The organism is Kitasatospora sp. NPDC001119 (genome assembly GCF_053598475.1).
On sequence record NZ_JBSFKI010000013.1, the window covers coordinates 59,931 to 82,493 of the forward strand.

Sequence of the window (22,563 nt, forward strand, 5' to 3'; positions counted from 1 at the left end):
TTTTCTCGATTGCGTCCAATGCCTTCCCGCATTGAAGCCGGCGCCTGTCAAGGGTTTGTTGACAAGATGGTGACCCTGTCAACCGTGCGTGCTATCGTGGCTCTCACCTCGTGAAACAGGCCATGCGGAAGCAGGTGGGACGTGAAGGCGGCTGAGGAGTTCGGCCCCTGGCTGGCGCGCCAGCTCAGGAATGCAGGGAAGAGCCAGACCGATCTGGCGATCGACCTGGAAGTGACCCGGGCCGCCGTCTCGGCTTGGATCGTGGGACGCTCCGTGCCCCGGGACGACACCGTCCGGCGCATCGCCGAAGTGCTCAACACCGACCTGGAGACCATCCACACCCGCAGCGCCGACGCCCAACTCGGTCTGCCCGTCGACTGGTACCACCGGCCGGCCCACCCCGACGGCGGCCGGGAGTACGGCAACGCCGCCGCCTTCGCCTTCGAGGCGGATGTATCGGTACTCGCCCGCGAAGCCACCCAGAACAGTCTCGACGCCCGCCTCGATCCGGCCGAGCCGGTCCGCGTACGCTACACCCTGCACGAGCTCACCGGGGAGACTCTCGCCCGGTTCCGCGAGGCCATCCGATGGGATCGCCTGTCTCCGCACTACGAGGCGCTCACCGCCGACGGCGGGAAGCAGAGCAAGGTGTCGCGCACGATCGCGGCCGGGCTGCGCGACATGTACCAGAACGACCGCCTGGTGCTGCTCCGGGTCGACGACTACAACGCCACCGGCCTGACCGGTGATGACTACGCGGACGGGCTCTTCGCCGCCGTGGTCCGTCGTCAACTCGACAGCCACAAACGGGATCTCGGCGCAGGTGGTTCCTACGGTCTGGGCAAGGCCACACTGTGGGCGACCAGCCGACTCGGCCTGGTGCTGATCAACTCGACCCTCTCCGAACCACACGAGGGGCGCACCGAGCGACGGCTCATCGGCCGACTCGACCTGCCCTGGCGCGAGGTCGACGGTCGGGCGTGCGCCGGCCCGGCCTGGTTCGGACGTGCCGACCCGGTCAACGGGGCCGCGGAAGTGGTCCGTTCCTGGTGGGCGGACGAAGAGACCGTGGAGAATCTCCATCTCACCCGTGAGAGCGGGGCCCCCGGCACGTCGTTCCTCATCGTCGGCGCCCACGACGTGGCCAGCCTTTCGGCCGTCAACGGTGCCGTGGACGAGGAGGAGACCACCGAGGACGACGACTCCATCCACCGCATGCACGCCCGACTGGTCGACGCGCTCGGTCGCAACTTCTGGGCCGCGATGACCGGCGGCGGTGAGCACAGGCCGCACCTGGAGGCGTCCGTCCGTACCTATCGCAACGGCGAAGAACTCATTCGAGAGGAGCACGTGGACCCGGCCGCGGCCCAGCCCGCCCGGACCCGTGCGCTGCGGGCCTTCCTGGAGGGCGCCACCGTCGACCGTCTCACCGGACGCGGTCAGGTCGCCCGGGCCACCGTGACGCTCAAGGTTCCGCTCCACGGCGGCGGCCCGGCACATGGTTTCGTGCCGCACGAGGCCGTGGTCCTGGTCACCGACGCCGAGGACGCCGACGGTCGCTCCAACCGCGTGGTCTCCATGCGGGGCAACCGTATGACGGTCAAGGACAGTGCCGTTCCCAATATGCCGATCGGCACCAACCCTTTTCAGGCCGTCCTCCTCACCGGCCGCGCGGCGGGCCCGGACGCGCTCGGCGCCGAGGCTGCCGAGGAGTTCCTCCGGGCCTCCGAGCCGCCGGAGCACAACAAGTGGGGGCAGACGGAGGAGCTGCGGCTCTCCTACTCCCCCTCCGCCTACCGGCGCATCAACAACCTGACCACCGAGGTGAACGCCGCCGTGCGTGACCTCGTCGCCATTCCCAAGGCCAAGCGCCGCAACGGGGGAGAAGCCAAGATCGCCGGTCGGCTCAAGGTCGGCGGCGCGACGAAGAAGCGGCCGCGTCAGGCGGCCGCCGCGGCCCTGCCCGAACTGGACAACGTGGATGCGGTGATCGACGAGACGGGGGCCTGGTCGGTCACCGTGGACCTCCGGATCCCGTCCGGAGCGGATTCGGGCCGTCCGGTCACGCCGGTCGCCAAGTTCGACGTGCGCTCCGGCCCGCGGCCGGCCGCGCCGTGGAAGGAGCTCGTCGCCGTCACCGGCTGCGAGGTGGTCGACGGATCCCTGCACCTGTCACCGGGCAGCCGCAAGGCCGTTTTCCGAGGCGTCACCGACGTCTCCCGCCACCCGGTCCGGGCCCAACTCACCGGACTCGTCGTCGAACTCCGCAGCGGAAAGGAGGAGCAGGCGTGAAGGTCTACCCCTACCGACGATTCACCGGAACCGTGTCCTGGCGCGTCGACAGCGCCCAGCTCAAGGCCGAGGGCGAGCCCTGGGAGGATCTGGAGAGCAAGTACCTCTCCACCATCGAACGCGTCGTCGCCCTCGGGCCGGACGAGGACCGCCCCGACTGGACCCAGGCCCGGCTCCGCCTGTCCGTCGAACTCCCGGCGAAGGCCGTGGACCCGTCCGGGCCCTGGCAGAACGTCAAGGTCGTCGCGGTTCTCGCCGAGCGTGCCACCAACACCCGTACGACGACGGAGTTCTCCCCGGTCTCCGAGGACGGTCGCGCGCGGACGGCCGAGCTCTACCTGTACCGGTGCGACCTCCTCGATCGTTCCTCGCTCACTGTGCACGTGGTGGCCACCGTGGACGGCGTGCCCGGCCGGGTGATCGCCACCTCCGACGTGGAGTGGTTCGTCGACGTGATCGAGGCCGTTCCGTCGCTCGCCCGTGAACTCGACGTCAAGATGCTCAAGTTCGGGTCCGGAGCGAGTCGGCTCCAGCAGTTCAAGGACTCGCCGTGGCTGGTCGACACCACCGGCCGCATCCCGCTCGTGCGCGTCAACTCCGACTTCGACGGGCTCGGCGACCTGATCGGCGCCGACGGCGGAAGCGGCCCGGAGAAGACCGTCCGGGAGCTCCTGCTCGCCCAGATGTGCTCCGAGGTCTGGACGGCGGTCTTCCACTCCGCCGTCGGCGACCTGGAGGTCGAGGAGGACGGCACCCCGGTCTTCCCGCACGGCTGGCAGGGCGAGGTGCTCCGGGAGATGCTCCCGGACGTGTACGCCGACCGTGAGCCGGAGGCCGCCCTGCGGGCGGTCCACAGGGCTCGCACCGGGGCGACCGCCGCCGGTTGGGGGGAACTCCAATCCCGGATCCACTACGCCGCCTCCCGGCGGGCAGGCGTCCCCCGGACGCTCTCCGCCACCATCCACGACCTGGAACGCCTCACGCAGGGGGACGACGCATGACCGACCGGCCCGACCACCTCCCGGGGCGGCTCGCCCTGCTGCCCGGCGCCGAGGCGACGGAGTTCGTCACCGAGGGCCTGCTCACCGGTCGTGAGAGCGTGCCGAGCATCAAGCTCAACCAGGTCACCGAACCGCTCCCGCACGCCGACCGACGCGGCGAACTGCAACCCGTCCGCGACCTGGTCGATGACGCCATGGCCTACTGCCGGGCCGGCGGGCTCAAGGTCACCCAGGCCGACGCCTGGCTGGCTCCCCGCCTCCACGCCGTGCTCCGACTCACCCGCCGCGAGGCGGCCGACCCCGGCTTCTGGAACTACCTCGCCCTCGGCGTCGCCCCGGACTACGTGGTCTGGCGGCACCTGGCGGAACCCAAGGACGGCAAGCCGGCCAAGGTGGCGTCCGACCGCTTTCGCGGGACGTACCACAAGCAGGCCTTCTCCCGGCTGTGGTGGGCGGCCGAACTCTTCCGCGACGGGGCGGACTACGCCCCCGTGGTCGCGGCCTGCGGCAACCAGGACATCCTGAACACGGCGCTACGGATGTCCGTGATCAATCACCGGCCGACCGCGCAGGCGATCGCGCGGCTGGTCGCGAAGGGAACGGTCACCGGTGGGCGCGAGGCGAACGCCCTGGCCGGGGCCGTCAACGCCTCCGCGGCGACCCTGATGTACGACGTGATCGCACCCGACCACCCCGATCGCGACCCTCGCCCGTTGCTGGACTGGATCGACGAGGCCGAGACCGCCCGCCAGGTGTCACGGAACGCGCTCCCGGCGGGCCCCGCTGAGGAACCCGCGCCGGAGCTGTCCGTGAGCGTGTTGGTGGACTACTTCGCCGACCTCTTCGCGGACGCACCGGTCCGGGGGCGGGACGTGGCAGCGGCGGAGGTCGATGCGGATGCCTGACGCTTGGACGTCGGCCTGATCTTCTTCGGGCAGTCGGGACCGCATCCCTTTCCGTCCGGGTCGTCGCAGCCCGACTTGCGCAGGGTGATGCGGTCCTCGACGGAGGCGACTTCCCAGTCCGCCAGTACCTTCTCCTCCTGAAAATGCGGAATTCCCAGTGCCGCCGCCAGCACGTGCATGCCGAACAGCGGCGGCACGGCATTGCCCACCTGCTGGGACTGGTCTCCGCCGTCCCAGGGGTAGTTGGGCGGGAAGGTCTGGAGGATGCCGGCCTCCCGGATGGTCATCCGATCCGGGTCGTGAGGGGCGCGACCGCCCGGAGTCTGGACGACGTTGCGGGAGGCTTTGCCGGTGACCGTGAACGAGGGCTGCCGGTACGTGCGGATGCCGCGCTTCTCGGGATCGCCTCCGGTGCCGTAGTTGGACTTGATCTCGAAAGGCGTCTTCCGGCCCTCGGGCATCCGTTCTGTCGCCCGCAGGACGTCCCACATGGGAACCCAAGGCCTGAGCGGCGGCTCGCCTCCCGCCACCGGAAGCGCGATCTGCTTCTCTCCGGCGACTGCCTTCTCGTCCTGGGGCCCTCCCTGGATCGGGTTGTGCGGGTTGTACGCATGGTGAGTCGGACGGGGGAGTCGTGGGGAGCCGTGCGCGGCCAGCCTGGCGACGAGGATCGTGCGACGGCGGGTCTGAGGGACGCCGTACTCCTCGGTGCGAAGCGTCGCGATCTCCGCGACCTGGTACTTCACCTCCGTCCCGTCCGGACCGGGCAGGCCTGCTTCCAGCACCTTCTTGTAGGCCTGCCACAGGGCCTTGACCTGCGGGACCTGTTCCAGGACGATCACGTCGAACGGCCGTCCCTCACGGTTCCGGCAGTAGAGGGCCTTGATCGCGTATCGAAGGGGTTCCAGGACCAGGGCAGTCCTGTTGTCGTCGCCCAGCTCCGCCAAGCGCCTGTCGATCTCCTCGTCGGACACCCGGTCCAGCAGCGCGTGGATGACCTCCTCGACCTTGGCCAGGGCCTCGCGCCCGGCGCCGTTGCCGGCGACCGAGTACGTCTGGCAAGGCGGGCCACCCGCGAGCACGTTCAGCTCCTTGGGCAAGTCCTGGAACCGCTCCCGCCGGACCTGGCTGACATCCGCGTGCAACGTCTCGAGGCCGGCCGCGTAACGCGTCTCACAGGCGTCCTTGTCCCACTCGATGCCGAGGGAACGCACACCGAGCAGGTGTGCGGCCACGTCGAGACCGCCCGGACCGGCGAAAAGGTCCAGAACATATGGTTTCGCGAGAAATGAAGCGGATGCGTCCGAGCTGGTCATGTGGCCAGAGTCTAGCCGGCGGCGGGCGGTGTGATGTACTCGGTCGGCCCCGGTGCCGTCTTCCGCACGCTGCCCGCCCGCCGTTCGTGCACCAGAGCTACGATCCGCTCGGCGGCCTCGGCGGCGTTCTCGTGTTCCCAGACGCGGACGGACAGCCAGCCGGCCTCGGCGAGGCGGGCGTCCGTGTCGACGTCCCGAGAGCGGTTCTTCTCGATCTTCTCGCGCCAGAAGTCGGCGTTGTTCTTCGGCCATGTCGCGTGCTCGGGGCAGCCGTGCCAGAAGCAGCCATCGACGAAGACCGCGACGCGCGCGGGGCCGAAGAGCACATCGGCCTCACGGCGTACGCCCTTGAGCGGTTTGCGGTGGACACGGTAGCGGAGCCCCGCGGCGTGCAGGGTCCTGCGGAGGGTGACCTCGATACCGGTGTCGTGACTGCGCTGCTTGCTCATCCGGGCGCGGATCTTCGGAGTGGTCTCCAGGGAGGGCATGATCCCATTCTGGCTCCGGACACCGACAACGCGTCGAGCGGAGCATGACCACCGCCGGACCCGCCACGGGGCCGGCGGTGGCGCTTTCGGTGGTGCGCGCCGCCTTATGACAACGGCATTGACGTGTGGCGGCGCCGCCGGTTTCATGGCTCGCACTTCCGGCCCGCGTCACCCCCCACGACCGGTACGGGAGCTTCCCCCACACGCGCACCCCACGACCAAGGCGGTGATCCGTTGGCATCGACGGTGAAGGACACGGGCGGCGGTCCGAGAGCGGACGCGGCAGGAACGCACGTCGCGATGCACAAGTCGCTCGGCCTGCTGGACGGGGCGGCGATCGCCGCCTCCAGCACGGCCGCCACCAGCAGCATCGGGATCGGCCTGGGCCTGATGGCCGGGGTGGTCGGCCTGCACCTTCCGGCGATCATGCTGCTGGCCTTCCTGCCGGTGCTCGCCATCGCCGGCGGGTACGGGCGGCTGAACGCCGTCGAGCCGGACGCGGGCAGCAGCTACCGGTGGGTCGGGCGCACCCTCAGCCCGTGGCTGGGCTTCCTCACCGGGTGGGTGAACACCGTGGGGACCGTCGTCTTCATGGCGTACACCACGACCGTCACCGGCTCCTCGATCGTCCAGCTGCTCGACCAGGCCCACGTCCGCAGCGTGGCCGGGCTGCGGCTCGACGCCGACTCCACCGTCCAGTGCACCCTGATCGGCCTGGTGGTGCTGGTGGGCGCCGCGCTGGTCGCGGTGCGCGGACTGGACCTGGCGGCCCGGCTGCAGAAGGCGCTGCTGGTCTTCGAGTACGCCGTCCTGCTCGGCTTCTGCGGCTACGGGCTGTTCGCCGGCGACCAGCCGTTCTCGCTCCAGTGGTTCAACCCCTTCGACATCCCCTCCTTCGACGCCGTCGCCCAGGGCATGGTGCTGGCGGTGTTCTGCTACTGGGGCTTCGAGTCGGTGTTCAGCGTCGGCGAGGAGGTGCGCGACCCGCGGGACGCCTCCCGGGGCGGCCTGCTGGCCCTGGTGGTGATGCTGGCGCTGTTCCTGCTCGCCGGCACCGCCTTCCAGCGGGTCCTGCCGATCGACGAGCTGGCCGACAACGGCGCCCACGGGCTGACCTACTTCGGCACGAAGCTGGCCGAACAGCCGCTGGCCGCACTGCCGTTGATCGCGCTGATGTTCTCCGCGGTGGCCTCGCTGCAGTCCTCGGTGATCCCGACCGCGCGCGGGATGTACGCGATGGGGCGCGACCGGGTGCTCGGCCCGGTCTGGACCCGCCTGCACCCCCGGCACGCCACGCCCGCCGTCGGCACCCTGCTGATCACCGGCGTCGCCGTCGCCCTGGCGCTGGCCTCCATCGCCATCCCGACCGTCAACGACCTGATCTCGGCCGCGGTCAACGCGATCGGCATCGTCGTCGCCCTCTACTACGCGCTGACCGCCGTCGCGGCCGCCGTCCGGTTCCGCCACCTGCTGCGCACCGCCCCGCTGGAGGGGCTGCGCGCGGTGGTCGGGCCGCTGCTGGGCGCGGCGGCGCTGCTCGCCGTCGGCGGCTACCTCGCCTGGACCTTCTACGACTCCACGGACCACTTCGAACTCGCCGCCGACAACGGTTGGTTCGAGCTGTCCGTGGTGATCATGATGATCGTCAGCGGGCTGCCGGCGGCGGCCTGGGCCCGCTGGCGGCGGCGCTCGCCGTACTTCCTGCGGGAGGACACGGCGGCCGGGTAGCCGCCCGTACGACGTACGACCAGGCACGACCACGCGAGAACGGAGCACCACCCATGACCCAGGCCGATCTGGTCTTCACCCACGGCCCCGTCCACACCGGCGACGCGGCCCGCACCCGGGCGAGCGGGCTGGCGGTCGTCGGCGAGCGGATCGCCGCCGTCGGGCACGACGAGGTCCGGGAGCTGATCGGGCCGCGGACCGAGGTCGTCGACCTCACCGGCAAGCTGCTGCTGCCCGGCTTCCAGGACGCGCACATCCACGCCGTGTTCGGCGGCGCCGAGCTGGCCTCCTGCGACCTCACCGGGACGGTCGGCGTCGCCGACTACCTGGAGCGGATCCGGGCGTACGCCGAGGCCCACCCGGACCAGGAGTGGATCACCGGCAGCGGGTGGTCGATGGAGAGCTTCGAAGGCGGCCTGCCCACCCGGCAGCTGCTCGACTCCGTCGTCCCCGACCGGCCGGTGTACCTCACCAACCGGGACCACCACGGCGCCTGGGCCAACACCCGGGCGCTGGAACTCGCCGGGCTCACCGCCGACACCCCCGACCCGGCCGACGGGCGGATCGAGCGCGAGGCCGACGGCACCCCCGGTGGCACCCTCCAGGAGGGCGCCACCGCCCTGGTCGCCCGGCTGCTGCCGCCCGCCACCGCCGCCGACCGGCTGTCCGGACTGCTGCGCGCCCAGCGGCTGCTGCACTCGCTCGGCATCACCGGCTGGCAGGACGCGCTGCTCGGCGAGTTCAACGGCCAGCCGGACCCGTCCGACGCCTACCTGGCCGCCGCCCGCTCCGGCGCGCTCACCGCCCGGGTGACCGGCGCGCTCTGGTGGGACCGGGACCGCGGCGCCGACCAGATCCCCGACCTGGTGCGGCGGCGCGGGGAACTGGCCCACGGACGGTTCCGGGCCGGCTCGGTGAAGATCATGCAGGACGGCATCGCGGAGAACTTCACCGCCGCGATGACCAGCCCGTACCTGGACGGCTGCGGCTGCGCCACCGCCAACTCAGGCCTCAGCTTCGTCGACCCGGAGGCCCTGCGCGGGTACGTCACCGCACTGGACGCGCTCGACTTCCAGGTGCACTTCCACGCGCTCGGCGACCGGGCCGTGCGCGAGGCGCTGGACGCGATCGAAGCCGCCCGCACCGCCAACGGGCGGCGCGGCGCCCGGCACCACCTCGCCCACCTCCAGGTGGTCCACCCGGACGACCTCCCGCGCTTCGCCCGGCTCGGCGCCGTCGCCAACATCCAGCCGCTCTGGGCCGCGCACGAGCCGCAGATGGACGAGCTGACCATCCCGTTCCTCGGGCCGGAGCGGGCCGCCTGGCAGTACCCGTTCGGCTCCCTCCAGCGGGCCGGCGCCACCCTCGCGGCGGGCAGCGACTGGCCGGTGAGCAGCCCGGACCCACTGGCGGGGCTGCACGTGGCGGTCAACCGGATGGAGCCGGAGGCCACCGACGGGCGGGTCTTCCTGCCCGAGCAGCGGCTCGACCTGGGCTCGGCCATCGCCGCGTACACGGCCGGCAGCGCGTACCTCAACGGGCACGACGACGCCGGGGTGCTGGCCGTTGGGCGGCTCGCGGACCTGGTGGTGCTCGACCGGGACATCCTCACCGGGCCGCCGGAGGAGATCGCGCAGGCCCGGGTGGAGCGCACCTACGTCGGCGGGGAGCTGGTGCACGCGGCGGACTGACCGCGGCAGGGGCCGGACGAAGGCCGCCGGTGGTGGGCGCACGGGGGCCCACCACCGGCGGCCCTCGCGTTCCCCGGATCGGTGGTTCAGCCCCCGGCCGCCCGCAGCCGGGCCTCGGCGGCGTCCAGCAGCAGGTCCAGGGCGTACGGGTAGCCGCTGCGGCGCATGTCGGCGGTGAGCAGGTGGGCGGTGGCCGCGATGTGGGGGTGCTCGGCGGCGTCGAGCCGGGCGTAGGAGGCCTGCCAGACCTCGAGGTCGGCGTTCTGGGCGGCGGACGGCAGGGCGAGGGTGGCGGCGTCCAGGGCGGCGAAGCCGAGGCTCTGGTCGACGAAGGCGTGGTAGATCCGGACGGCCTCCGGGTCCGGGAAGCCCGCCGTGCGCAGGACGCCGAGGATCGCCTCGACGGCGGCGATCTCGTGGGCGCGGCCGGTGGTGCGGTGGGCGGCGAGGATGGCGGCCTGCGGGTGGGCCAGGTAGCTGGCGTGGATGCGCAGGCCGATGGCACGCAGGTCGGCGCGCCAGTCGCCGGTGGGCCGCCAGTCGTGCTGGGCCCGGCCGATCAGCTCGTCGGCGACGGCGAGCAGCAGGTCGTCGGTGCTGTGGAAGTAGCGGTAGACCGCGCTCGGGTCGGCCCCGAGCGCGGCGCCCAGCCGCCGCACCGTGAGCGCCTCGGCGCCGTGCCGGCCGATCAGCCGGATCGCGGTGTCGACGATCAGCTCGGCGGACAGCACCACACCCTGCTTGGTGGGGCGCCGCCGCCGCCGTTGCGGCTCGGGGACTACGCGGTCGGTCATGCGCCCGAGGTTATGTCAAGGATGCTGACACAAACCAGGGGTCGGGAGCGGAAGCCCGGCCTCAGCAGGAGACGGTGCGGCACGCGGCCGCCCGGGCGCCGAAGCCGCGGACGGCGGGGGAGGCGCGGGAGGCGTGGGGGGCGGGTTCCGGGGCCGCGTCGGACGAGGGCCGGGAGCGGCGCGTACGGGCATTGGTGGGCAGGTCTGCGGCGCCTAGGATGCGATCATGGCTGATTCGGCACCCTCCACCGGCGCTCCCGGACCCCGCGATCCGGAGCTGGGCTTCCCGCGCCCCGGCGAGGTGCTGCAGCGGCTGCGCACCCAGCGCGGCATGTCGCTGCGGCAGGTGGCCGCCGAGTGCGGGCTGTCGGTCTCCTTCCTGGCTTCGCTGGAGCGCGGGGAGACCGACATCGCGCTGGAGCGGCTCGGCCGGCTCGCCCGGGTGTTCGGCCACGACGTCGGTTCCTTCCTGGGCTTCTCCCGGGGGCGGGCGACCCCCGCGCTGTTCCCCCGGGAGGGGCAGGAGGAGCTCCAGCGGGCCCCGGGGGTGGTCTACCGGGTGGTGCGCTCCCCGGAGCTCGGCTACCAGGTGGTCACCGGTGACTTCGCGCCGCACAGCGGTCTCGGCGAGGACCTCCAGCACGAGGGGTCCGATCTGATCACCGTCACCCGGGGTGAGCTGGTGGTCCGTTACAACGGGGTGGACCACGTGCTGGGAGCGGGCGACAGCATCCAGTTCTCGGCCGGCCATCCGCACAGCTTCCGCAACGAGACGGACGAGCCGGCCCAGCTGGTGGGGGTCCTCTTCTCCAGCCTCTACTGACTTCCGGGCGTCGCCGCCTGCTCGCCAACTGCCCCACGGACAGCGGCCCGTGGGGCAGTCGGCGTTTCGGTCCCGGGATGTCGCCGCAGGGCCTGCCCGTCTCGACGTGAGCGATATTCTGCTCTACGGTGCTCTATATCGAACAATCGAGGAGATCCAGAGGAGCTCGGAGATGACGATGCCGACCCGCCGCTCGAGGGCGCCGCGCGCGAAGCCGTCCCGGACGCAGGCCCGCCCGTGGGGACCGACGAGCGGCGGGGCCGGGGGACCGGCGCGGCCCCGCGTGTGGCGCTCGTGGTGGTCTGGAGCTCCGGATTCATCTCCGGCAAGCTCGGCCTGCGGCACGCCGCGCCGTACACCTTCGCGACCTTACGGTTCGCGATCGCCGGGCTGGTACTGCTGGCGATCGCCGGAATCCGCCGGGAGCGCCTGCCCCGCGGGCGCCTGCTGCTGCACCTGGCGGTGGCGGGTGTGCTCGTCCAGGGCGTGCAGTTCTCCAGCATCTACATGGGCATGAAGCTCGGGGTGTCCTCCGGGCTCGCCGCGCTGGTCATCGCGCTCTACCCGCTGACCACATCGCTGCTGGCGGTGCCGGTGCTCGGTGAGCGGGTCACCCGCGGCCAGTGCCTGGGCCTGGTGCTCGGGCTGGGCGGCGTCGCGCTGGCCGTCGCCGACCGGATCGACCTGTCCGACGGCTACCTGCTGGGCCTCGGCTTCCTGCTGCTGGGCCTGCTCGGCATCTCGTACGGCACCGTCCACCAGAAGCGCCACTGCGCGCGGATGGAGCCGGTGGGCGGCAACGCGGTGCAGCTGCTGGCCGCCGCGGCGGCGGCGCTGGTTCCCGCGCTGCTGGTCGAGGGCTGGTCCGTGGAGTTCACCGCCTCGTACTGGCCGGTGCTGCTGTGGACGGCGCTGATCAACTCGATCGTCGGCGTGGGCCTGCTCTACCACCTGCTGCGGCGGCACGGCACGAGCCAGGTCAGCAGCCTGTTCTACCTGGTCCCGATGTGCACCGCCGCCTTCGCCGCGGTGCTGCTCGACCAGCCGCTCGGCGTGCTGACCCTGGCCGGGCTGGTCCTCGCCTCGGCCGGCACCGTCCTGGCGAACCGTGTCCACCGCTGAACGGCGGGAGGGCCGGGCGCTCGACCCGGCCCTCCCGCGCCTCCCTCAGGCCCCGGCCGCCGCCCGCTGGACCGTCTCCCGGTGGTCGGCGATCAGGTCCTCGATGTCGTCGGCGCAGTCGCCGCACCGGTGTTCGCTCCGGTGGCCCCGCGCACCGCCCGCGCCGACCCCCACCGGCGCACCGATCGACACCCCTTCCGCACCGCACGTCCACTGTGAGGCCGACCCATCATGACCAACGTCGCCGTGCTCAACTACGGCCAGGGCCACGACTACCCCGGGATGTTCCCCGAACTCGCCGACAAGCTGCAGGTGTTCAGCCAGAACGAGCTCAAGAACACCGAGCGGCTGGCCCGTTACGAGTACGTCCCGGACTCCGACGCCGTCCCCTACGCGGAGCTGGCGATCCGCCGGCTGCACCGGCAACGGCCGTTCACCCACATCATCACCGACAACGAGTACGACCTGGAACGGGCCGCCCGGATGCGCGCGGACTTCGGCCTGGGCGGCCAGACCCCGGACAGCGCCCGGTCGTTCCGCGACAAGGCGGTGATGAAGGAGGTCGCCGGCCGGGCCGTGCCGACCGCCCGCTGGGCCCGGCTCGACACGGTCGTCGACCTCACCGGCTTCATCGAGGCGGTCGGCTACCCCGTGGTCGTCAAACCGGTCAGCCAGGGCGGCTCGCGGGACATCGCGGTGCTGCACGGGGACGAGGAACTGCTCGCCTTCGCCCGGCGGCGCTGGCGCGAGGACCTGATGGCCGAGGAGTTCGTCGACGGCCCGATGTACCACGTCGACGCGGTGCTCGGCGACGGCTACCGCTTCGTCGCCTCCTCCCGCTACCTGCGCAGCTGCCTCGGGGTCTTCACCGGGCAGAACAACGGCTCGGTCCAGCTGCACCCGGAGAGCGGGATGGCCCGGCGGCTGGAGGAGTTCCTCGACCGGACGCTGTCCGCCTTCGACGTCCCGCCGGTCAGCGCCTACCACCTGGAGGTGTTCCACACACCGGACGACGAGCTGGTGATGTGCGAGATCGCCTCGCGGGTCGGCGGCGACCGCATTCCGTGGCTCACCCGGGCCACCTACGGGGTGGACCTGCACACCTCGGTGCTGCGCCAGTCCGCCGGGCTGCCCGTCCAGCCGCCGCCGGCCGCGCCGCCGACCGAGGTGCACGGCTCGGTGTCCGTCCTGCCGCAGGGGCGGCCGGTACGTGCGCCGGGGCGGCCGCCGTTCCCGTGGGTGCGGCACTACCAGGTGAACGAGGAACTGGAGCCCGGGGCGGTCACCCTCTACAGCGCCTCGCACCTGTGCTTCGTGATCGTCGCCGGTGCCGACGCGGAGCAGGTCGAGGAACGGTTGTTGCGGGCCGAGGCCTGGCTGATGGCGAACCTGGAGGAGTGCTGATGCCGTACAGGATCCTGGTCAACGCGAAGAGCGACCCGGGCGGGCCGGGCCACCACCAGCGGTTGACCGGCGAGGAGCACTCCACGGAGGCGGTCAACACCGCGCCGGCTGCCCTGCGTTCGGCGGGCGGGCTGGTCTGACGGTGCGGCGCCGACCGCTGGTCAGCACTCTGGTCCGGCGTCCGACCGGTCCGCCGGGCCAGCCGTCCGAGTCGGGACGCTGGAACGGTTCCACCCCCTCCGGCCTGCGGTTTCACTCCCGACTGGAACGGCCGGCCGGAACGCTTCGGGGCCCGCCGCGGGCGAGTGCGGTCAGGACGGTGGTGCCGAGGGGGGAGCCGGGGGCGGCGAGTGCGTAGGGGAGGGAGAAGTGGTTGTGGGCGGGGGCGACGAGGTCGGTGAGGGGGGCGCGGCGGCGTAGGGCGGCGGCCATCAGGGCGTGTTGGCGGGCGTACTCGGCGGTCTCGTCGGCGCCGCGGGCGAGGACGACGGGGGGCAGGCGCGGCGGGAGGTGGTGCAGTGGGCTGTTGCGGTGGGCGGCGGCCGGGTCGAGGGCGAGCGCGTCGTTGACGTAGCAGAGGCGGACGGGTTCCAGGTCGTACATGCCGCTCAGCAGGGTGGCGCCGGCGATCGCGGCGGAGACGTCGGGCCCGTGGTGGGGGGTGCCGGGGACGCGGGGGAGGAGGGCCATGGCGGCGAGGTGGGCGCCGGCGGAGTGGCCGGCCAGGTGGAGGCGGCCGGGGGCGAAGCCGAGGGCGTCGGCGTGGCGGTGGAGCCAGTGGACGGCGCGCCGGACCATGGCGACCATGTCGTCCAGCCGGGTGGCGGGGGCCAGGCCGTAGCCGACGACCGCGACGGCGGCGCCGGCCCGGAGCAGCGGCGGGGCGGGGAAGGCGGAGTCGTCCTTGGACAGTTCCTGCCAGTTGCCGCCGTGGACGAAGACCAGGAGCGGGGGCGGGCCGTCAGGGCCGGCGGGGCCGTCGGGGGCGGGGAAGTAGTCGAGGGTCTCGGCCGGGTGCGGGCCGTACGGGAGGCCGGTGAGGACGGGGTGGCGGCGGCGGGCGTTCGCGCTGTCCCGTGCGTAGCGGTCCAGGTAGGCCCGGAGGTCGGGGACGCGGTGGCTGGGGGTGTACTGGCGGTCGAGGGCCGCGCGGTCCATGCCCCGGTAGACGGGGACGGGGGCGCGGCCGGGTATGAGCGTCGGGGCCGGGCTCTCGGGCACGGGAGGTCGCCTCCGCGGTACGTCGGTGGAGCCGTCGGACATGGAGCCGTCGGACGGTGAAGGGGCAAGGAGGTGAACGGGCAAGGAGGTGAAGGGGCAAGGCGGTGTCGGGAGCGGTCAGTCGAGGATGGTGACCGTCTGGTCCAGTGGCGCCCGGCCCACCCGGTAGCGGGGGGCGGCCGGGTCGGGGTGGCCCACGGAGAGGCCGCAGAAGAGCACGAGGGAGGCGGGCGGCGACAGGACGTCCGCGACGGTGCGGTGGTAGACGGACCAGGCCATCTGCGGGCAGCTGTGCAGCCCTTCGGCGCGCAGCAGCAGCATGACGGTCTGCAGGTACATCCCGAGGTCGGCCCACTGGGCCGGGCCCATCGACCGGTCGATGTAGCTGAACAGCGCGGTGGGCGCGCCGAAGCAGTCCCAGTTCCGGACGACGGCCCGCTGCCGGGCGTCCCGGTCCTCGCGGGGGATGCCGAAGGCGCGGTAGCGCTGTTCGGCGGCCTCCCGGCGCCGTTCCTGGTAGGGGGACTTGAGTTCGGGCGGGTACATCTCGAACTCGGGGTCGTCGCCCTGGTCGCCGGAGGAGGCGCGGGCGACGGCGAGCCGCTTGAGCCGTTCCAGCCGCTCCCCGGTGACCAGGTAGGTGTGCCAGGGCTGGAGGTTGGCGCCGGAGGGGGCGCGGGACGCGGCCGCGAGCACCCGTTCGAGCACCTCCCTCGGTACCGGTTGGTCGGTGAACCCCCGCACCGCCCGACGGGTCTCGACAGCCTCGTAGACGTCCACCAGCCGCGTCCTCACACCTCGCCCGACCGTTCCGGGGCCGCGTCCGGCACTGCCGGGCGTCCCGTTGCTGCAACGGTTCGGGCGCGGAGGAGGTGACGGCCGGGGGCCGAGGTCCCGCCGGACGGGTGTCAGCCGCCGACGGCGTAGCGGTCCAGGGTGCGGACGTACTCGGCGGCGCCCATCCGGCCGACCGACCCCAGCCGGTCCAGGTCGAGGTGGAAGCCGGTCTCGTCGACCAGTCCCTCCTCCGCGACGACGTGGACGACCTCGCCGATGACCACGGAGTGGTCGCCGACCGGCACCACCGAGGAGGTGCGGCACTCGAAGGCGAGCGGCGAGCCGTCGATGCGCGGCGAGCGGACGGCGTGGCCGGGCACGGCGCGCAGCCCGGCCAGCTCGTACTCCGACTCGCCGTACGGGAGCGGTTTCGCCGTGGTGGTGGCGGCCTCGGCGTGCTTCTCGATCAGGACGTTGACGGTGAACTCCCCGGTGCCGCCCTCGGCGGGGAGGCGGGCGTTGCGGCAGGAGTCCTTCTCGGTGCCGTCGGCCCGCCGGCTGGCGCAGAAGAGCAGCGCCATCGGGGAGTAGCCCACGGCCGTGTAGTACGAGAAGGGCGCCAGGTTGACGGCCCCGCCGGGGGAGACCGTGCTCACCATGGCGATCGGCCGGGGGACCACGCTCCACAGCAGCAGGCGCTGGCGCTGGCGGGCGGTCATGGATGCCACGTCGACGTGCAGCATGGCTCGGTCGCTCCTACGGACTTCAGGCTTCGGACGTCGGGTGATGGGGGCAGGGGCCCTACACCGGGCTGGTGGCGAGCACCTCGGTGTGCGGGTTGCCGCGCAGCTGCCGCAGGTCGCGGAAGGGGAGGGTGATCCGGCGCAGCAGGTAGTCCTCCCCGGAGGTGCCGCCGGTGCCCTGCTGCCCGCCGACCATCTTGGTCACCAGGCCCAGGTGGGCCACCTTCCAGCGCCAGTAGCCGTTGCCCACGTCGAGCAGCGCCTCGGCGACCCGGTGCGGGCCGCCGCAGGCGACGCCGAGGCGGCAGACGTCGGCGGCGCTCAGGCCCTGCCGGTCGGCGTCGGCCAGGAAGGCCCGGTACAGCTCGCTCGTCTCGGTGCCGTCCTCCAGCAGCCGGCCGAGCACCCGGAACTGCTGCGACTGGGCGCCGCTGGCGGTGCCGAGGTAGGGCCGGAACCGGACGAAGTGCCGCAGCGGGAGGCGTTCCAGGACGATCACCTGCTCGTGCAGGACGCGGAGCAACTCGGCGGCCCGCTGGAGGAGTTCGACCCCGTCCTCGGCTCCGCCGGCCGGGTCGCCGGGGGCGTTCAGGAGGTCCCGGGCCAGCCGCAGGTCGGCCACGATCTGTTTGAGCCACAGCTCGCAGGACTGGTGGGCGACGATGAAGAAGTGCTCGGCCAGGGCGACGCTCCGGTCGGTGGACTCGGGGAAGCGGGTCTGCTGGAGCGAGAGCAGGGTGTCCATCTGGAGGTAGGTGGAGTAGGTCAGGTCGGTCATCGTCTCGGTGACGGCTTCGGTCATGGTCAGCTCCGCATCAGAGGGCCCGCGCCGGGCGCGGGGTGGAGTCGCCCGGGGTGGAGTCGCCCGGGTCGGCGGTGCTCGGGGCGTCGGTGCTCGGGGCGGGGAGGCGCGGTGCCGGGGCGGCCGTCGCGTCGACGGTCACCGCGTCGAGGAAGGCGGCGAGGTCGGCGAGGACGCCCTCGGGGTGCTGGAACAGGTGGAAGTGGTGGCCCTCGCGTTCGAGGAGGCTGAACGGTCCGGTGGTGACGGCGGCCCACTCGGCGACCAGGGCGCGGTCGACCAGCGGGTCCAGGGTGCCGTGGTGGCAGCGGACCGGGCAGGCCAGCGGCGCGGTCCGCGGCTCCACCCGGTACTGCTCGTGCGCGGTGAGGTCCGCGCGCAGGACGGGCAGGACGGCCTCCGCGACCTCCGGCTCCTCGGGGAGGTCCGGGTCGATGCCGCCCAGGGAGCGGATCAGGGACCACAGGACCTCGTCGGACAGTCCGCCGGCCCGGATCCGTCCGGCCCGGCCGGGCGGCGGGCAGCTGGAGGCCAGCAGGCCGGCCGGCGGGCGCCCCAGGGTGCCGAGGGTGACAGCGGTCTCGTAGCCGACGAGGGCCCCGAGGCTGTGCCCGAACAGCACGGTGGGCAGCGGTGGCAGGCGCAGGAGTTCGGAGGCCAGCTCCGCGCTCAGCGCGCGCACGTCGGTGGACGGCGGTTCGCCGAAGCGGTCGCCGTGCCCCGGGTACTGCACCGCCAGCAGCTCGACGGTCGGGGGGAGGGCGGTGGACCACGGGCCGTAGCCGGCCGCGCTGCCGCCGGAGTGCGGGAGGCAGACCAGCCGTGCCGTGGCCGCGGGCGCTCGGACCAGTGTCCGAAGGCAGTGGTCGCGGCGGGTACGAAGCATGACGGAACTCCTCCGCTTCGGAGTACGGGTGCTTCGGCAGGTGTCCGCAATCTTTCGGCTCTTCCTCCCTGACCGGACCGGCCACGAAAGAGTTCTGACACAACTGAAAGAGATCCGACACAACTGGCGCGGGCCGGTTCGGGCCTCTGTGAGGATCCGGTCACCGGGCCCGTGCCGAGCACTGCACGCAGTGCGTTTCCCGTCTTCCGTGGGGTTTGTGGACGATGAGCCGAACCGTGACCGCCTCGCTCGACCTGACCGACTCACGCACCTTCCTGGCGCACGATCCCTTCGAGTTCTTCGCCGGGGTACGGGCGAACGAGCCGGTGTACTGGCACGCCGCCGCGGCCGACCGGCCGGGCTTCTGGGTGGTGGCCGGGTACGCCGACGTGGTCGCCTGCTACGGCGCCGCCGGCGCGCTCGCCTCGGGCCGCGGCACCGTGCTCGACGTGCTCCTGCGCGGCGACGACTCGGCCGGCGGCCGGATGCTCGCCGTCACCGACCGCCCCCGCCACCGCGGGCTGCGCGCGCTGCTGTGGCGGGCGCTGTCGCCGAAGGTCCTCGACACCGTGGCCCGCAAGGTCGAGCGGCGCACCGCCGGACTGGTCGGCGCCGCGCTCGACGCGGACACCGTGGACTTCGCGACCGACGTCGCCGAGCACGTGCCGATGAACACCATCTGCGACCTGCTGTCCGTCCCGGAGGCGGACCGGCCGGACCTGCTGCACTGGAGCAAGGGCGCGCTGACCGGGGCGGACGAGCTCGACTCGCTCGAGTCCCGCAACGAACTGGTGCTGTACTTCATGGACTTGGCGCAGCAGCGGCGCGAGTCCCCGGGCGAGGACGTGATCAGCACGCTCGCCACCGGCCTGGTCGACGGCGAGCCGCTGAGCCTGGACGACATCGCGCTCAACTGCTACAGCCTGATCATCGGCGGCGACGAGTCCTCCCGGGTCTCCGCCGTCAGCACGGTCAAGGCGCTGGCCGAGAACCCCGCGCAGTGGCGGGCGCTCCGGGACGGCCGGGTGGACCTCGACTCCGCCGTGGAGGAGGCCCTGCGCTGGGCCACCCCGGCGTTCCACTTCGCCCGCACCGCCACCCGCGACCAGCTGATCGGCGGCCAGGAGGTGCGGGCGGGGGACATCGTGTCGCTGTGGAACATCTCGGCCAACAACGACGAGCGGGCGTTCGCCGAGCCGCGCTCCTTCGACCTCTCCCGCTCCCCGAACAAGCACGTCGCGCTGGGCCACGGCGCCCACTTCTGCCTGGGCGCCTTCCTCGGCCGGGTCGAACTGCGGGCACTGCTGGGCGTGTTGGCCGAGGCGGTGCGCGGCGTGGAGGTGACCGGGCCGGCCACCCGGATCCGGTCCGCCTTCCTCAACGGCTACAGCTCCCTGCCGGTGCGGCTGCTCCCGCGCTGAGCATCCCGGGCGGGGCCCGGGAACCGGAAACGAACGGAGAAGAGGGACAACCATGCGGGTGACGGTCGACCGACAGCGCTGTATCGGCTCGGGGATGTGCGTGATCACCGCGGACGAGGTCTTCGCCCAGCGGGACGAGGACGGCACCGTCCGGCTGCTCGGGGCGGAGGTGACGGACGAACTCGGGGACCGGGTACGGCAGGCCGCCCACCTCTGCCCCTCGCGGGCGATCACCGTCGGCGTCGGGCCGGAGGTGGAGCGGTAGCGCGCGCAGCGAGCCGGGGCGCCCCCCGAGGGAGGCGCCCCACCGGCGTTCCCGGACCCTTCCCGGACCGCCCCCGCTACGCGGTGAAGGCGGCGAAGTCGACCGCGCCGACCCGCTCCGGGTCCAGCAGGATCTGGATCCGGGTGATCCGCCCGCCGCGCACCGAGAAGCCCATGACCGAGGTCGGCGCGCCGTCCCGGGTGACCAGGGCGCCGGGGACGCCGTTGACCAGCACCGGGAAGACCGCCACCCCGCCCTGGCGGAACAGCGAGGCGCGCCCCGCCACCGGCCGGGCACCGCGGATCGAGGCGGTGGCGGCGGCGAGGGCGGGCCCGCCGTCCGCGCGCAGCTCGACGTCCGGGTCGAGGACGGCCACCAGCCCGTCCAGGTCGCCGTCCCGGGCCGCCGCGAAGAAGGCGTTCACCAGCGTGCGGCGGGTCGCGAAGTCGCCGCCGGAGTCCGCCTCGCGCTCCTCCTGCACCCGGCGGCGCCCCCGGCTGGCGAGCTTGCGGGCCGCCGCCGGGGTCTTCCCGACGACGGCCGCGATCTCGTCGAAGGGCAGGTGGAACATGTCGTGCAGGACGAAGGAGACCCGCTCGGCCGGGGCGAGGGTGTCCAGCACGATCAGCAGGGCGAGGCTGACCGAGTCGCTCAGCAGCGCCTCGTCCTCCGGGCCGTTGGACGGCTCCTGCCCGACGACGACGTCCGGCAGGTGCACCCCGACCGGGTCCTCGGGCCGGGCGGCGCGGGAGCGGAGGATGTTCAGACAGATCCGGCCGATCACCGTGGTGAGCCAGCCGGCGAGGTTCGCCACCTCGTCGGCGTCGCTGCGGCTGAGTCTGATCCAGGTCTCCTGGACGGCGTCCTCGGACTCCGCGTGCGAGCCGAGCATGCGGTACGCCACGGCCCGCATGTGCGGCCGGTGCCGCTCGAACTGCTCTGCCAGCCGATCGTGGTCGGGCACGGTCACATTCCTCGGTCGGGAGGGGTCATCACTACGGGGGCGGCGAGCCGCCCCCGTCGTTCGTGGACCTTACTTGGAGCGCGGGATGATCACACTGGGTATCACACATATCACACGACTCCGGAGGGGCGAGAGGCCATGACCCTCTCCCTCACGGAGTCGCGACGCCGGCGGCTGACCCTGTTCGCGATGTGCATGGCCACGTTCATGACCTCGCTCGACCTGACCATCGTGAACGTGGCCCTCCCGTCGATGCAGAGCGAACTGCACATGGGCGCCGCCGAGCTGGAGTGGGTGATCAGCGCGTACTCGCTGAGCCTGGCCGCGGTCATCCCGGCCAGCGGAGCGCTCGGCGACCGGTACGGCCGCAAGCGGATCTTCCTGACCGGGATGGTCGTCTTCTCGATCGGCGTCGTCGCCTGCGCCGTGGCCTGGAACGCGCTCTCGCTGATCGCCTTCCGGGCGGTGCAGGGCCTGGGCGGGGCCGCGATGCTCGCGCTGGGGCTGTCCATCATCACGGAGACCTACCCGAAGGAGCAGCGGGCCTCGGCGATCGGCGCCTGGGCGGCGATCGGCGGCACCGGCTTCGGCGCGGGCCCGGTCGGCGGGGGCATCCTGCTGACCTTCTTCGGCTGGCAGTCGGTCTTCTGGATCAACCTGCCGTTCGCCGCCCTGGGCATCGCCTGCACCTTCCTGGCGGTGCGGGAGTCGCGCAACCCGCAGGCCCGCCGGCTCGACGTGCCGGGGATCGTGCTCAGCGCGCTCGGGCTGGTCTGCCTCACGCTCGGCTTCGTCGAGTCCGCCGACCACCCGTGGGGCTCGGCCGTGGTGGCGTTCCCGCTGGCGGCCGGGGTGGTCCTGCTGCTGGCCTTCCTCGGGTGGGAGCGCCGTGCCCCGCACCCGATGATGCCGCCCGCCCTGCTGCGCGCGCGCAGCTTCGCGAGCGCCTCGGGGATCTACCTGCTGTGCTACGGCGGCATGAGCGGCGCGCTGTTCTGGGTGACGCTGTACTTCCAGGACGTGGCGGGCTGGTCGGTGCTGCGCACCGGGCTGTCGTGGCTGTTCATGAACATCCCGTTCCTCACCATGGCGCAGTTCGGCGGCCGCCTGGACTCGCGGTTCCGCTCGGTGACGGTGGCCGTCTCGGGGATCCTGCTGGCCGCGGTCGGGGTGTTCCTGCTCAGCCGGGCCGGGACCACGCCCTTCGCGGTCAGCGCGCTCGGGTACGTGCTGTACGGCGGCGGGTTCGGCACCTTCGTGCCCGCCGTGACCCACGTGGCCATGCGGGACGTGCCCCCGGGGGCCTCCGGCGCCGCCTCGGGCGTGCTGAACGCCTCGCGGCAGATCGGCAGTTCGGTGTGCCTCGCGGTGCTGGGCGCCGTCGGCGTCAACTCGGCGGTCTCCGCCTGGCAGGAGAAGACGGCCGGGCTGGACGGGGCCCAGCGGGCCCAGGTGCTGGAGCGGTCGCGGGAGGTCGGCGGCGGCCGGCTGCACACGGTGGTGGAGGCGCTCGGCGAGCCGTTCCGGCAGCCGGCCGTCGACTCCTTCCTGCACGGCTACCAGCTGTCGATCGGGATCGCCGCCGCGGCCACGGCGGTGGCGGCGGTGCTGGCCTGGGCCGGGTTCCGGCAGCGCGCCGGACAGTTGTCGGCCGCCCCGGAGCCGGCCCCGGAGCCGACCACCCCGGAGTCGAGTACTCCGGAGCCGGCCGGACCCCGACCGGCGGGCGGTTCGTCCGCCGACGAGGTGACGGTGGCCGGAAAGGGCCTGCGCCCCCGTCCGTGACCCATGTCACGCGGGTGCGCGGATAGAGCTCGGGCAAGGTAGGAGGTGGTCCGAACCACCGGTACGTCGCGCCCGCTCCCGGATTCCAGGGGGGCGGGCACGGCGCTGCCGAGGGCCGAGTGCCCAGCAGCAAAC

Annotated in this window: 22 protein-coding genes; 12 read left to right on the forward strand and 10 right to left on the reverse strand. The window is 72.8% G+C overall.

The features are described 5' to 3' along the window. Positions 1 to 141: 141 nt before the first annotated feature. The 3 genes from ACWDD9_RS17930 to ACWDD9_RS17940 are packed head-to-tail and all read left to right on the forward strand — an operon-like array spanning position 142 to position 4,198. On the forward strand, positions 142 to 2,292 hold the full coding sequence (locus ACWDD9_RS17930; protein WP_049649225.1) for a helix-turn-helix transcriptional regulator: 2,151 nt from the start codon (positions 142 to 144) through the stop codon (positions 2,290 to 2,292). Further along, positions 2,289 to 3,293, forward strand: a complete 1,005-nt coding sequence (locus ACWDD9_RS17935) for a hypothetical protein (protein ID WP_049649224.1) — start codon at positions 2,289 to 2,291, stop codon at positions 3,291 to 3,293. The genes ACWDD9_RS17930 and ACWDD9_RS17935 overlap by 4 nt, the downstream gene beginning before the upstream one ends. After that, on the forward strand, positions 3,290 to 4,198 hold the full coding sequence (locus tag ACWDD9_RS17940; protein ID WP_387966965.1) for a DUF6339 family protein: 909 nt from the start codon (positions 3,290 to 3,292) through the stop codon (positions 4,196 to 4,198). The genes ACWDD9_RS17935 and ACWDD9_RS17940 overlap by 4 nt, the downstream gene beginning before the upstream one ends. Here the strand turns inward: ACWDD9_RS17940 and ACWDD9_RS17945 are convergent. Together ACWDD9_RS17945 and ACWDD9_RS17950 are read right to left on the reverse strand one after the other, a co-directional pair. After that, positions 4,120 to 5,514 (reverse strand): DNA cytosine methyltransferase, encoded by a 1,395-nt coding sequence (locus ACWDD9_RS17945; RefSeq protein ID WP_449812003.1) that lies wholly within the window; start codon positions 5,512 to 5,514, stop codon positions 4,120 to 4,122. The two genes, ACWDD9_RS17940 and ACWDD9_RS17945, sit on opposite strands and share 79 nt — an antisense overlap. 11 nt (positions 5,515 to 5,525) lie before the next feature. After that, positions 5,526 to 6,002 carry a very short patch repair endonuclease gene (locus ACWDD9_RS17950; RefSeq protein ID WP_049649221.1) on the reverse strand — a complete coding sequence of 159 codons (477 nt, stop codon included), beginning with the start codon at positions 6,000 to 6,002 and terminating at the stop codon, positions 5,526 to 5,528. 300 nt (positions 6,003 to 6,302) lie between these two features. Here ACWDD9_RS17950 and ACWDD9_RS17955 point away from each other — a divergent pair, with 300 nt between their 5' ends. Together ACWDD9_RS17955 and ACWDD9_RS17960 are read left to right on the forward strand one after the other, a co-directional pair. Beyond that, a complete protein-coding gene (locus tag ACWDD9_RS17955; protein ID WP_449812004.1) occupies positions 6,303 to 7,730 on the forward strand; it encodes an APC family permease in 1,428 nt (475 codons plus the stop codon). A 53-nt stretch (positions 7,731 to 7,783) separates the two neighbouring features. Beyond that, positions 7,784 to 9,421, forward strand: coding sequence for an amidohydrolase (locus ACWDD9_RS17960; RefSeq protein ID WP_449812005.1), 1,638 nt, complete (start codon positions 7,784 to 7,786; stop codon positions 9,419 to 9,421). Between the two features lie 86 nt (positions 9,422 to 9,507). Here the strand turns inward: ACWDD9_RS17960 and ACWDD9_RS17965 are convergent, their stop codons facing one another. Beyond that, complete coding sequence (locus ACWDD9_RS17965) at positions 9,508 to 10,215, reverse strand: TetR/AcrR family transcriptional regulator (protein WP_117490533.1); 708 nt, start codon at positions 10,213 to 10,215, stop codon at positions 9,508 to 9,510. 226 nt (positions 10,216 to 10,441) lie between these two features. Between ACWDD9_RS17965 and ACWDD9_RS17970 the strand changes: the two genes are divergently transcribed. Continuing rightward, the gene (locus tag ACWDD9_RS17970) at positions 10,442 to 11,038 is read left to right on the forward strand and encodes a cupin domain-containing protein (RefSeq protein ID WP_380739600.1); all 597 of its coding nucleotides are present in this window, start codon (positions 10,442 to 10,444) and stop codon (positions 11,036 to 11,038) included. 297 nt (positions 11,039 to 11,335) lie between these two features. Continuing rightward, positions 11,336 to 12,160, forward strand: coding sequence for a DMT family transporter (locus ACWDD9_RS17975; protein WP_449812006.1), 825 nt, complete (start codon positions 11,336 to 11,338; stop codon positions 12,158 to 12,160). Positions 12,161 to 12,205: 45 nt separating this feature from the next. Here ACWDD9_RS17975 and ACWDD9_RS17980 read toward each other — a convergent pair whose 3' ends face one another. Next, positions 12,206 to 12,352 carry a hypothetical protein gene (locus ACWDD9_RS17980; RefSeq protein ID WP_449812007.1) on the reverse strand — a complete coding sequence of 49 codons (147 nt, stop codon included), beginning with the start codon at positions 12,350 to 12,352 and terminating at the stop codon, positions 12,206 to 12,208. Between the two features lie 39 nt (positions 12,353 to 12,391). Between ACWDD9_RS17980 and ACWDD9_RS17985 the strand changes: the two genes are divergently transcribed. Together ACWDD9_RS17985 and ACWDD9_RS17990 are read left to right on the forward strand one after the other, a co-directional pair. Continuing rightward, positions 12,392 to 13,564 carry an ATP-grasp domain-containing protein gene (locus tag ACWDD9_RS17985; RefSeq protein WP_375874556.1) on the forward strand — a complete coding sequence of 391 codons (1,173 nt, stop codon included), beginning with the start codon at positions 12,392 to 12,394 and terminating at the stop codon, positions 13,562 to 13,564. Continuing rightward, a complete protein-coding gene (locus ACWDD9_RS17990; protein ID WP_449812008.1) occupies positions 13,564 to 13,704 on the forward strand; it encodes a hypothetical protein in 141 nt (46 codons plus the stop codon). The genes ACWDD9_RS17985 and ACWDD9_RS17990 overlap by 1 nt, the downstream gene beginning before the upstream one ends. A gap of 112 nt (positions 13,705 to 13,816) precedes the next feature. On the opposite strand, the gene ACWDD9_RS17995 is transcribed toward ACWDD9_RS17990, so the two are convergent. The 5 genes from ACWDD9_RS17995 to ACWDD9_RS18015 all read right to left on the reverse strand — a co-directional run bounded on the left by ACWDD9_RS17995 (position 13,817) and on the right by ACWDD9_RS18015 (position 17,993). Next, positions 13,817 to 14,785, reverse strand: coding sequence for an alpha/beta hydrolase (locus tag ACWDD9_RS17995; RefSeq protein WP_449812009.1), 969 nt, complete (start codon positions 14,783 to 14,785; stop codon positions 13,817 to 13,819). A 117-nt stretch (positions 14,786 to 14,902) separates the two neighbouring features. Beyond that, complete coding sequence (locus tag ACWDD9_RS18000; RefSeq protein ID WP_049649215.1) at positions 14,903 to 15,565, reverse strand: nitroreductase; 663 nt, start codon at positions 15,563 to 15,565, stop codon at positions 14,903 to 14,905. Positions 15,566 to 15,693: 128 nt separating this feature from the next. Beyond that, positions 15,694 to 16,305: a flavin reductase family protein gene (locus ACWDD9_RS18005; RefSeq protein WP_375874554.1), complete on the reverse strand. Its 612-nt coding sequence runs from the start codon at positions 16,303 to 16,305 to the stop codon at positions 15,694 to 15,696. 58 nt (positions 16,306 to 16,363) lie between these two features. Beyond that, positions 16,364 to 17,107, reverse strand: coding sequence for a tryptophan 2,3-dioxygenase family protein (locus ACWDD9_RS18010; RefSeq protein WP_387820465.1), 744 nt, complete (start codon positions 17,105 to 17,107; stop codon positions 16,364 to 16,366). A 13-nt stretch (positions 17,108 to 17,120) separates the two neighbouring features. Further along, positions 17,121 to 17,993 carry a thioesterase II family protein gene (locus tag ACWDD9_RS18015; protein ID WP_449812010.1) on the reverse strand — a complete coding sequence of 291 codons (873 nt, stop codon included), beginning with the start codon at positions 17,991 to 17,993 and terminating at the stop codon, positions 17,121 to 17,123. Between the two features lie 224 nt (positions 17,994 to 18,217). On the opposite strand from ACWDD9_RS18015, the gene ACWDD9_RS18020 reads away from it, so the two are divergent. After that, positions 18,218 to 19,414: a cytochrome P450 gene (locus ACWDD9_RS18020; RefSeq protein WP_416873235.1), complete on the forward strand. Its 1,197-nt coding sequence runs from the start codon at positions 18,218 to 18,220 to the stop codon at positions 19,412 to 19,414. Positions 19,415 to 19,466: 52 nt separating this feature from the next. After that, on the forward strand, positions 19,467 to 19,679 hold the full coding sequence (locus ACWDD9_RS18025; protein ID WP_449812011.1) for a ferredoxin: 213 nt from the start codon (positions 19,467 to 19,469) through the stop codon (positions 19,677 to 19,679). Positions 19,680 to 19,755: 76 nt separating this feature from the next. Here the strand turns inward: ACWDD9_RS18025 and ACWDD9_RS18030 are convergent, their stop codons facing one another. Beyond that, positions 19,756 to 20,643, reverse strand: coding sequence for a sigma-70 family RNA polymerase sigma factor (locus ACWDD9_RS18030; RefSeq protein WP_074004396.1), 888 nt, complete (start codon positions 20,641 to 20,643; stop codon positions 19,756 to 19,758). Between the two features lie 138 nt (positions 20,644 to 20,781). Here ACWDD9_RS18030 and ACWDD9_RS18035 point away from each other — a divergent pair, with 138 nt between their 5' ends. Beyond that, a complete protein-coding gene (locus ACWDD9_RS18035; protein ID WP_449812012.1) occupies positions 20,782 to 22,428 on the forward strand; it encodes an MFS transporter in 1,647 nt (548 codons plus the stop codon). Positions 22,429 to 22,563: the final 135 nt, after the last annotated feature.

Excerpts from the sequence above, each read along its gene's own strand:
- ACWDD9_RS18025 (WP_449812011.1), top strand. The coding sequence starts at position 19,467 with ATGCGGGTGACGGTCGACCGACAGCGCTGTATCGGCTCGGGGATGTGC.
- ACWDD9_RS18015 (WP_449812010.1), bottom strand. The coding sequence starts at position 17,993 with ATGCTTCGTACCCGCCGCGACCACTGCCTTCGGACACTGGTCCGAGCG.
- ACWDD9_RS18005 (WP_375874554.1), bottom strand. The coding sequence starts at position 16,305 with ATGCTGCACGTCGACGTGGCATCCATGACCGCCCGCCAGCGCCAGCGC.
- ACWDD9_RS17985 (WP_375874556.1), top strand. The coding sequence starts at position 12,392 with ATGACCAACGTCGCCGTGCTCAACTACGGCCAGGGCCACGACTACCCC.
- ACWDD9_RS17955 (WP_449812004.1), top strand. The coding sequence starts at position 6,303 with ATGCACAAGTCGCTCGGCCTGCTGGACGGGGCGGCGATCGCCGCCTCC.
- ACWDD9_RS18010 (WP_387820465.1), bottom strand. The coding sequence starts at position 17,107 with ATGACCGAAGCCGTCACCGAGACGATGACCGACCTGACCTACTCCACC.
- ACWDD9_RS17970 (WP_380739600.1), top strand. The coding sequence starts at position 10,442 with ATGGCTGATTCGGCACCCTCCACCGGCGCTCCCGGACCCCGCGATCCG.
- ACWDD9_RS17940 (WP_387966965.1), top strand. The coding sequence starts at position 3,290 with ATGACCGACCGGCCCGACCACCTCCCGGGGCGGCTCGCCCTGCTGCCC.
- ACWDD9_RS17950 (WP_049649221.1), bottom strand. The coding sequence starts at position 6,002 with ATGCCCTCCCTGGAGACCACTCCGAAGATCCGCGCCCGGATGAGCAAG.
- ACWDD9_RS17945 (WP_449812003.1), bottom strand. The coding sequence starts at position 5,514 with ATGACCAGCTCGGACGCATCCGCTTCATTTCTCGCGAAACCATATGTT.
- ACWDD9_RS17965 (WP_117490533.1), bottom strand. The coding sequence starts at position 10,215 with ATGACCGACCGCGTAGTCCCCGAGCCGCAACGGCGGCGGCGGCGCCCC.
- ACWDD9_RS18035 (WP_449812012.1), top strand. The coding sequence starts at position 20,782 with ATGACCCTCTCCCTCACGGAGTCGCGACGCCGGCGGCTGACCCTGTTC.
- ACWDD9_RS17960 (WP_449812005.1), top strand. The coding sequence starts at position 7,784 with ATGACCCAGGCCGATCTGGTCTTCACCCACGGCCCCGTCCACACCGGC.
- ACWDD9_RS18020 (WP_416873235.1), top strand. The coding sequence starts at position 18,218 with ATGAGCCGAACCGTGACCGCCTCGCTCGACCTGACCGACTCACGCACC.
- ACWDD9_RS17990 (WP_449812008.1), top strand. The coding sequence starts at position 13,564 with ATGCCGTACAGGATCCTGGTCAACGCGAAGAGCGACCCGGGCGGGCCG.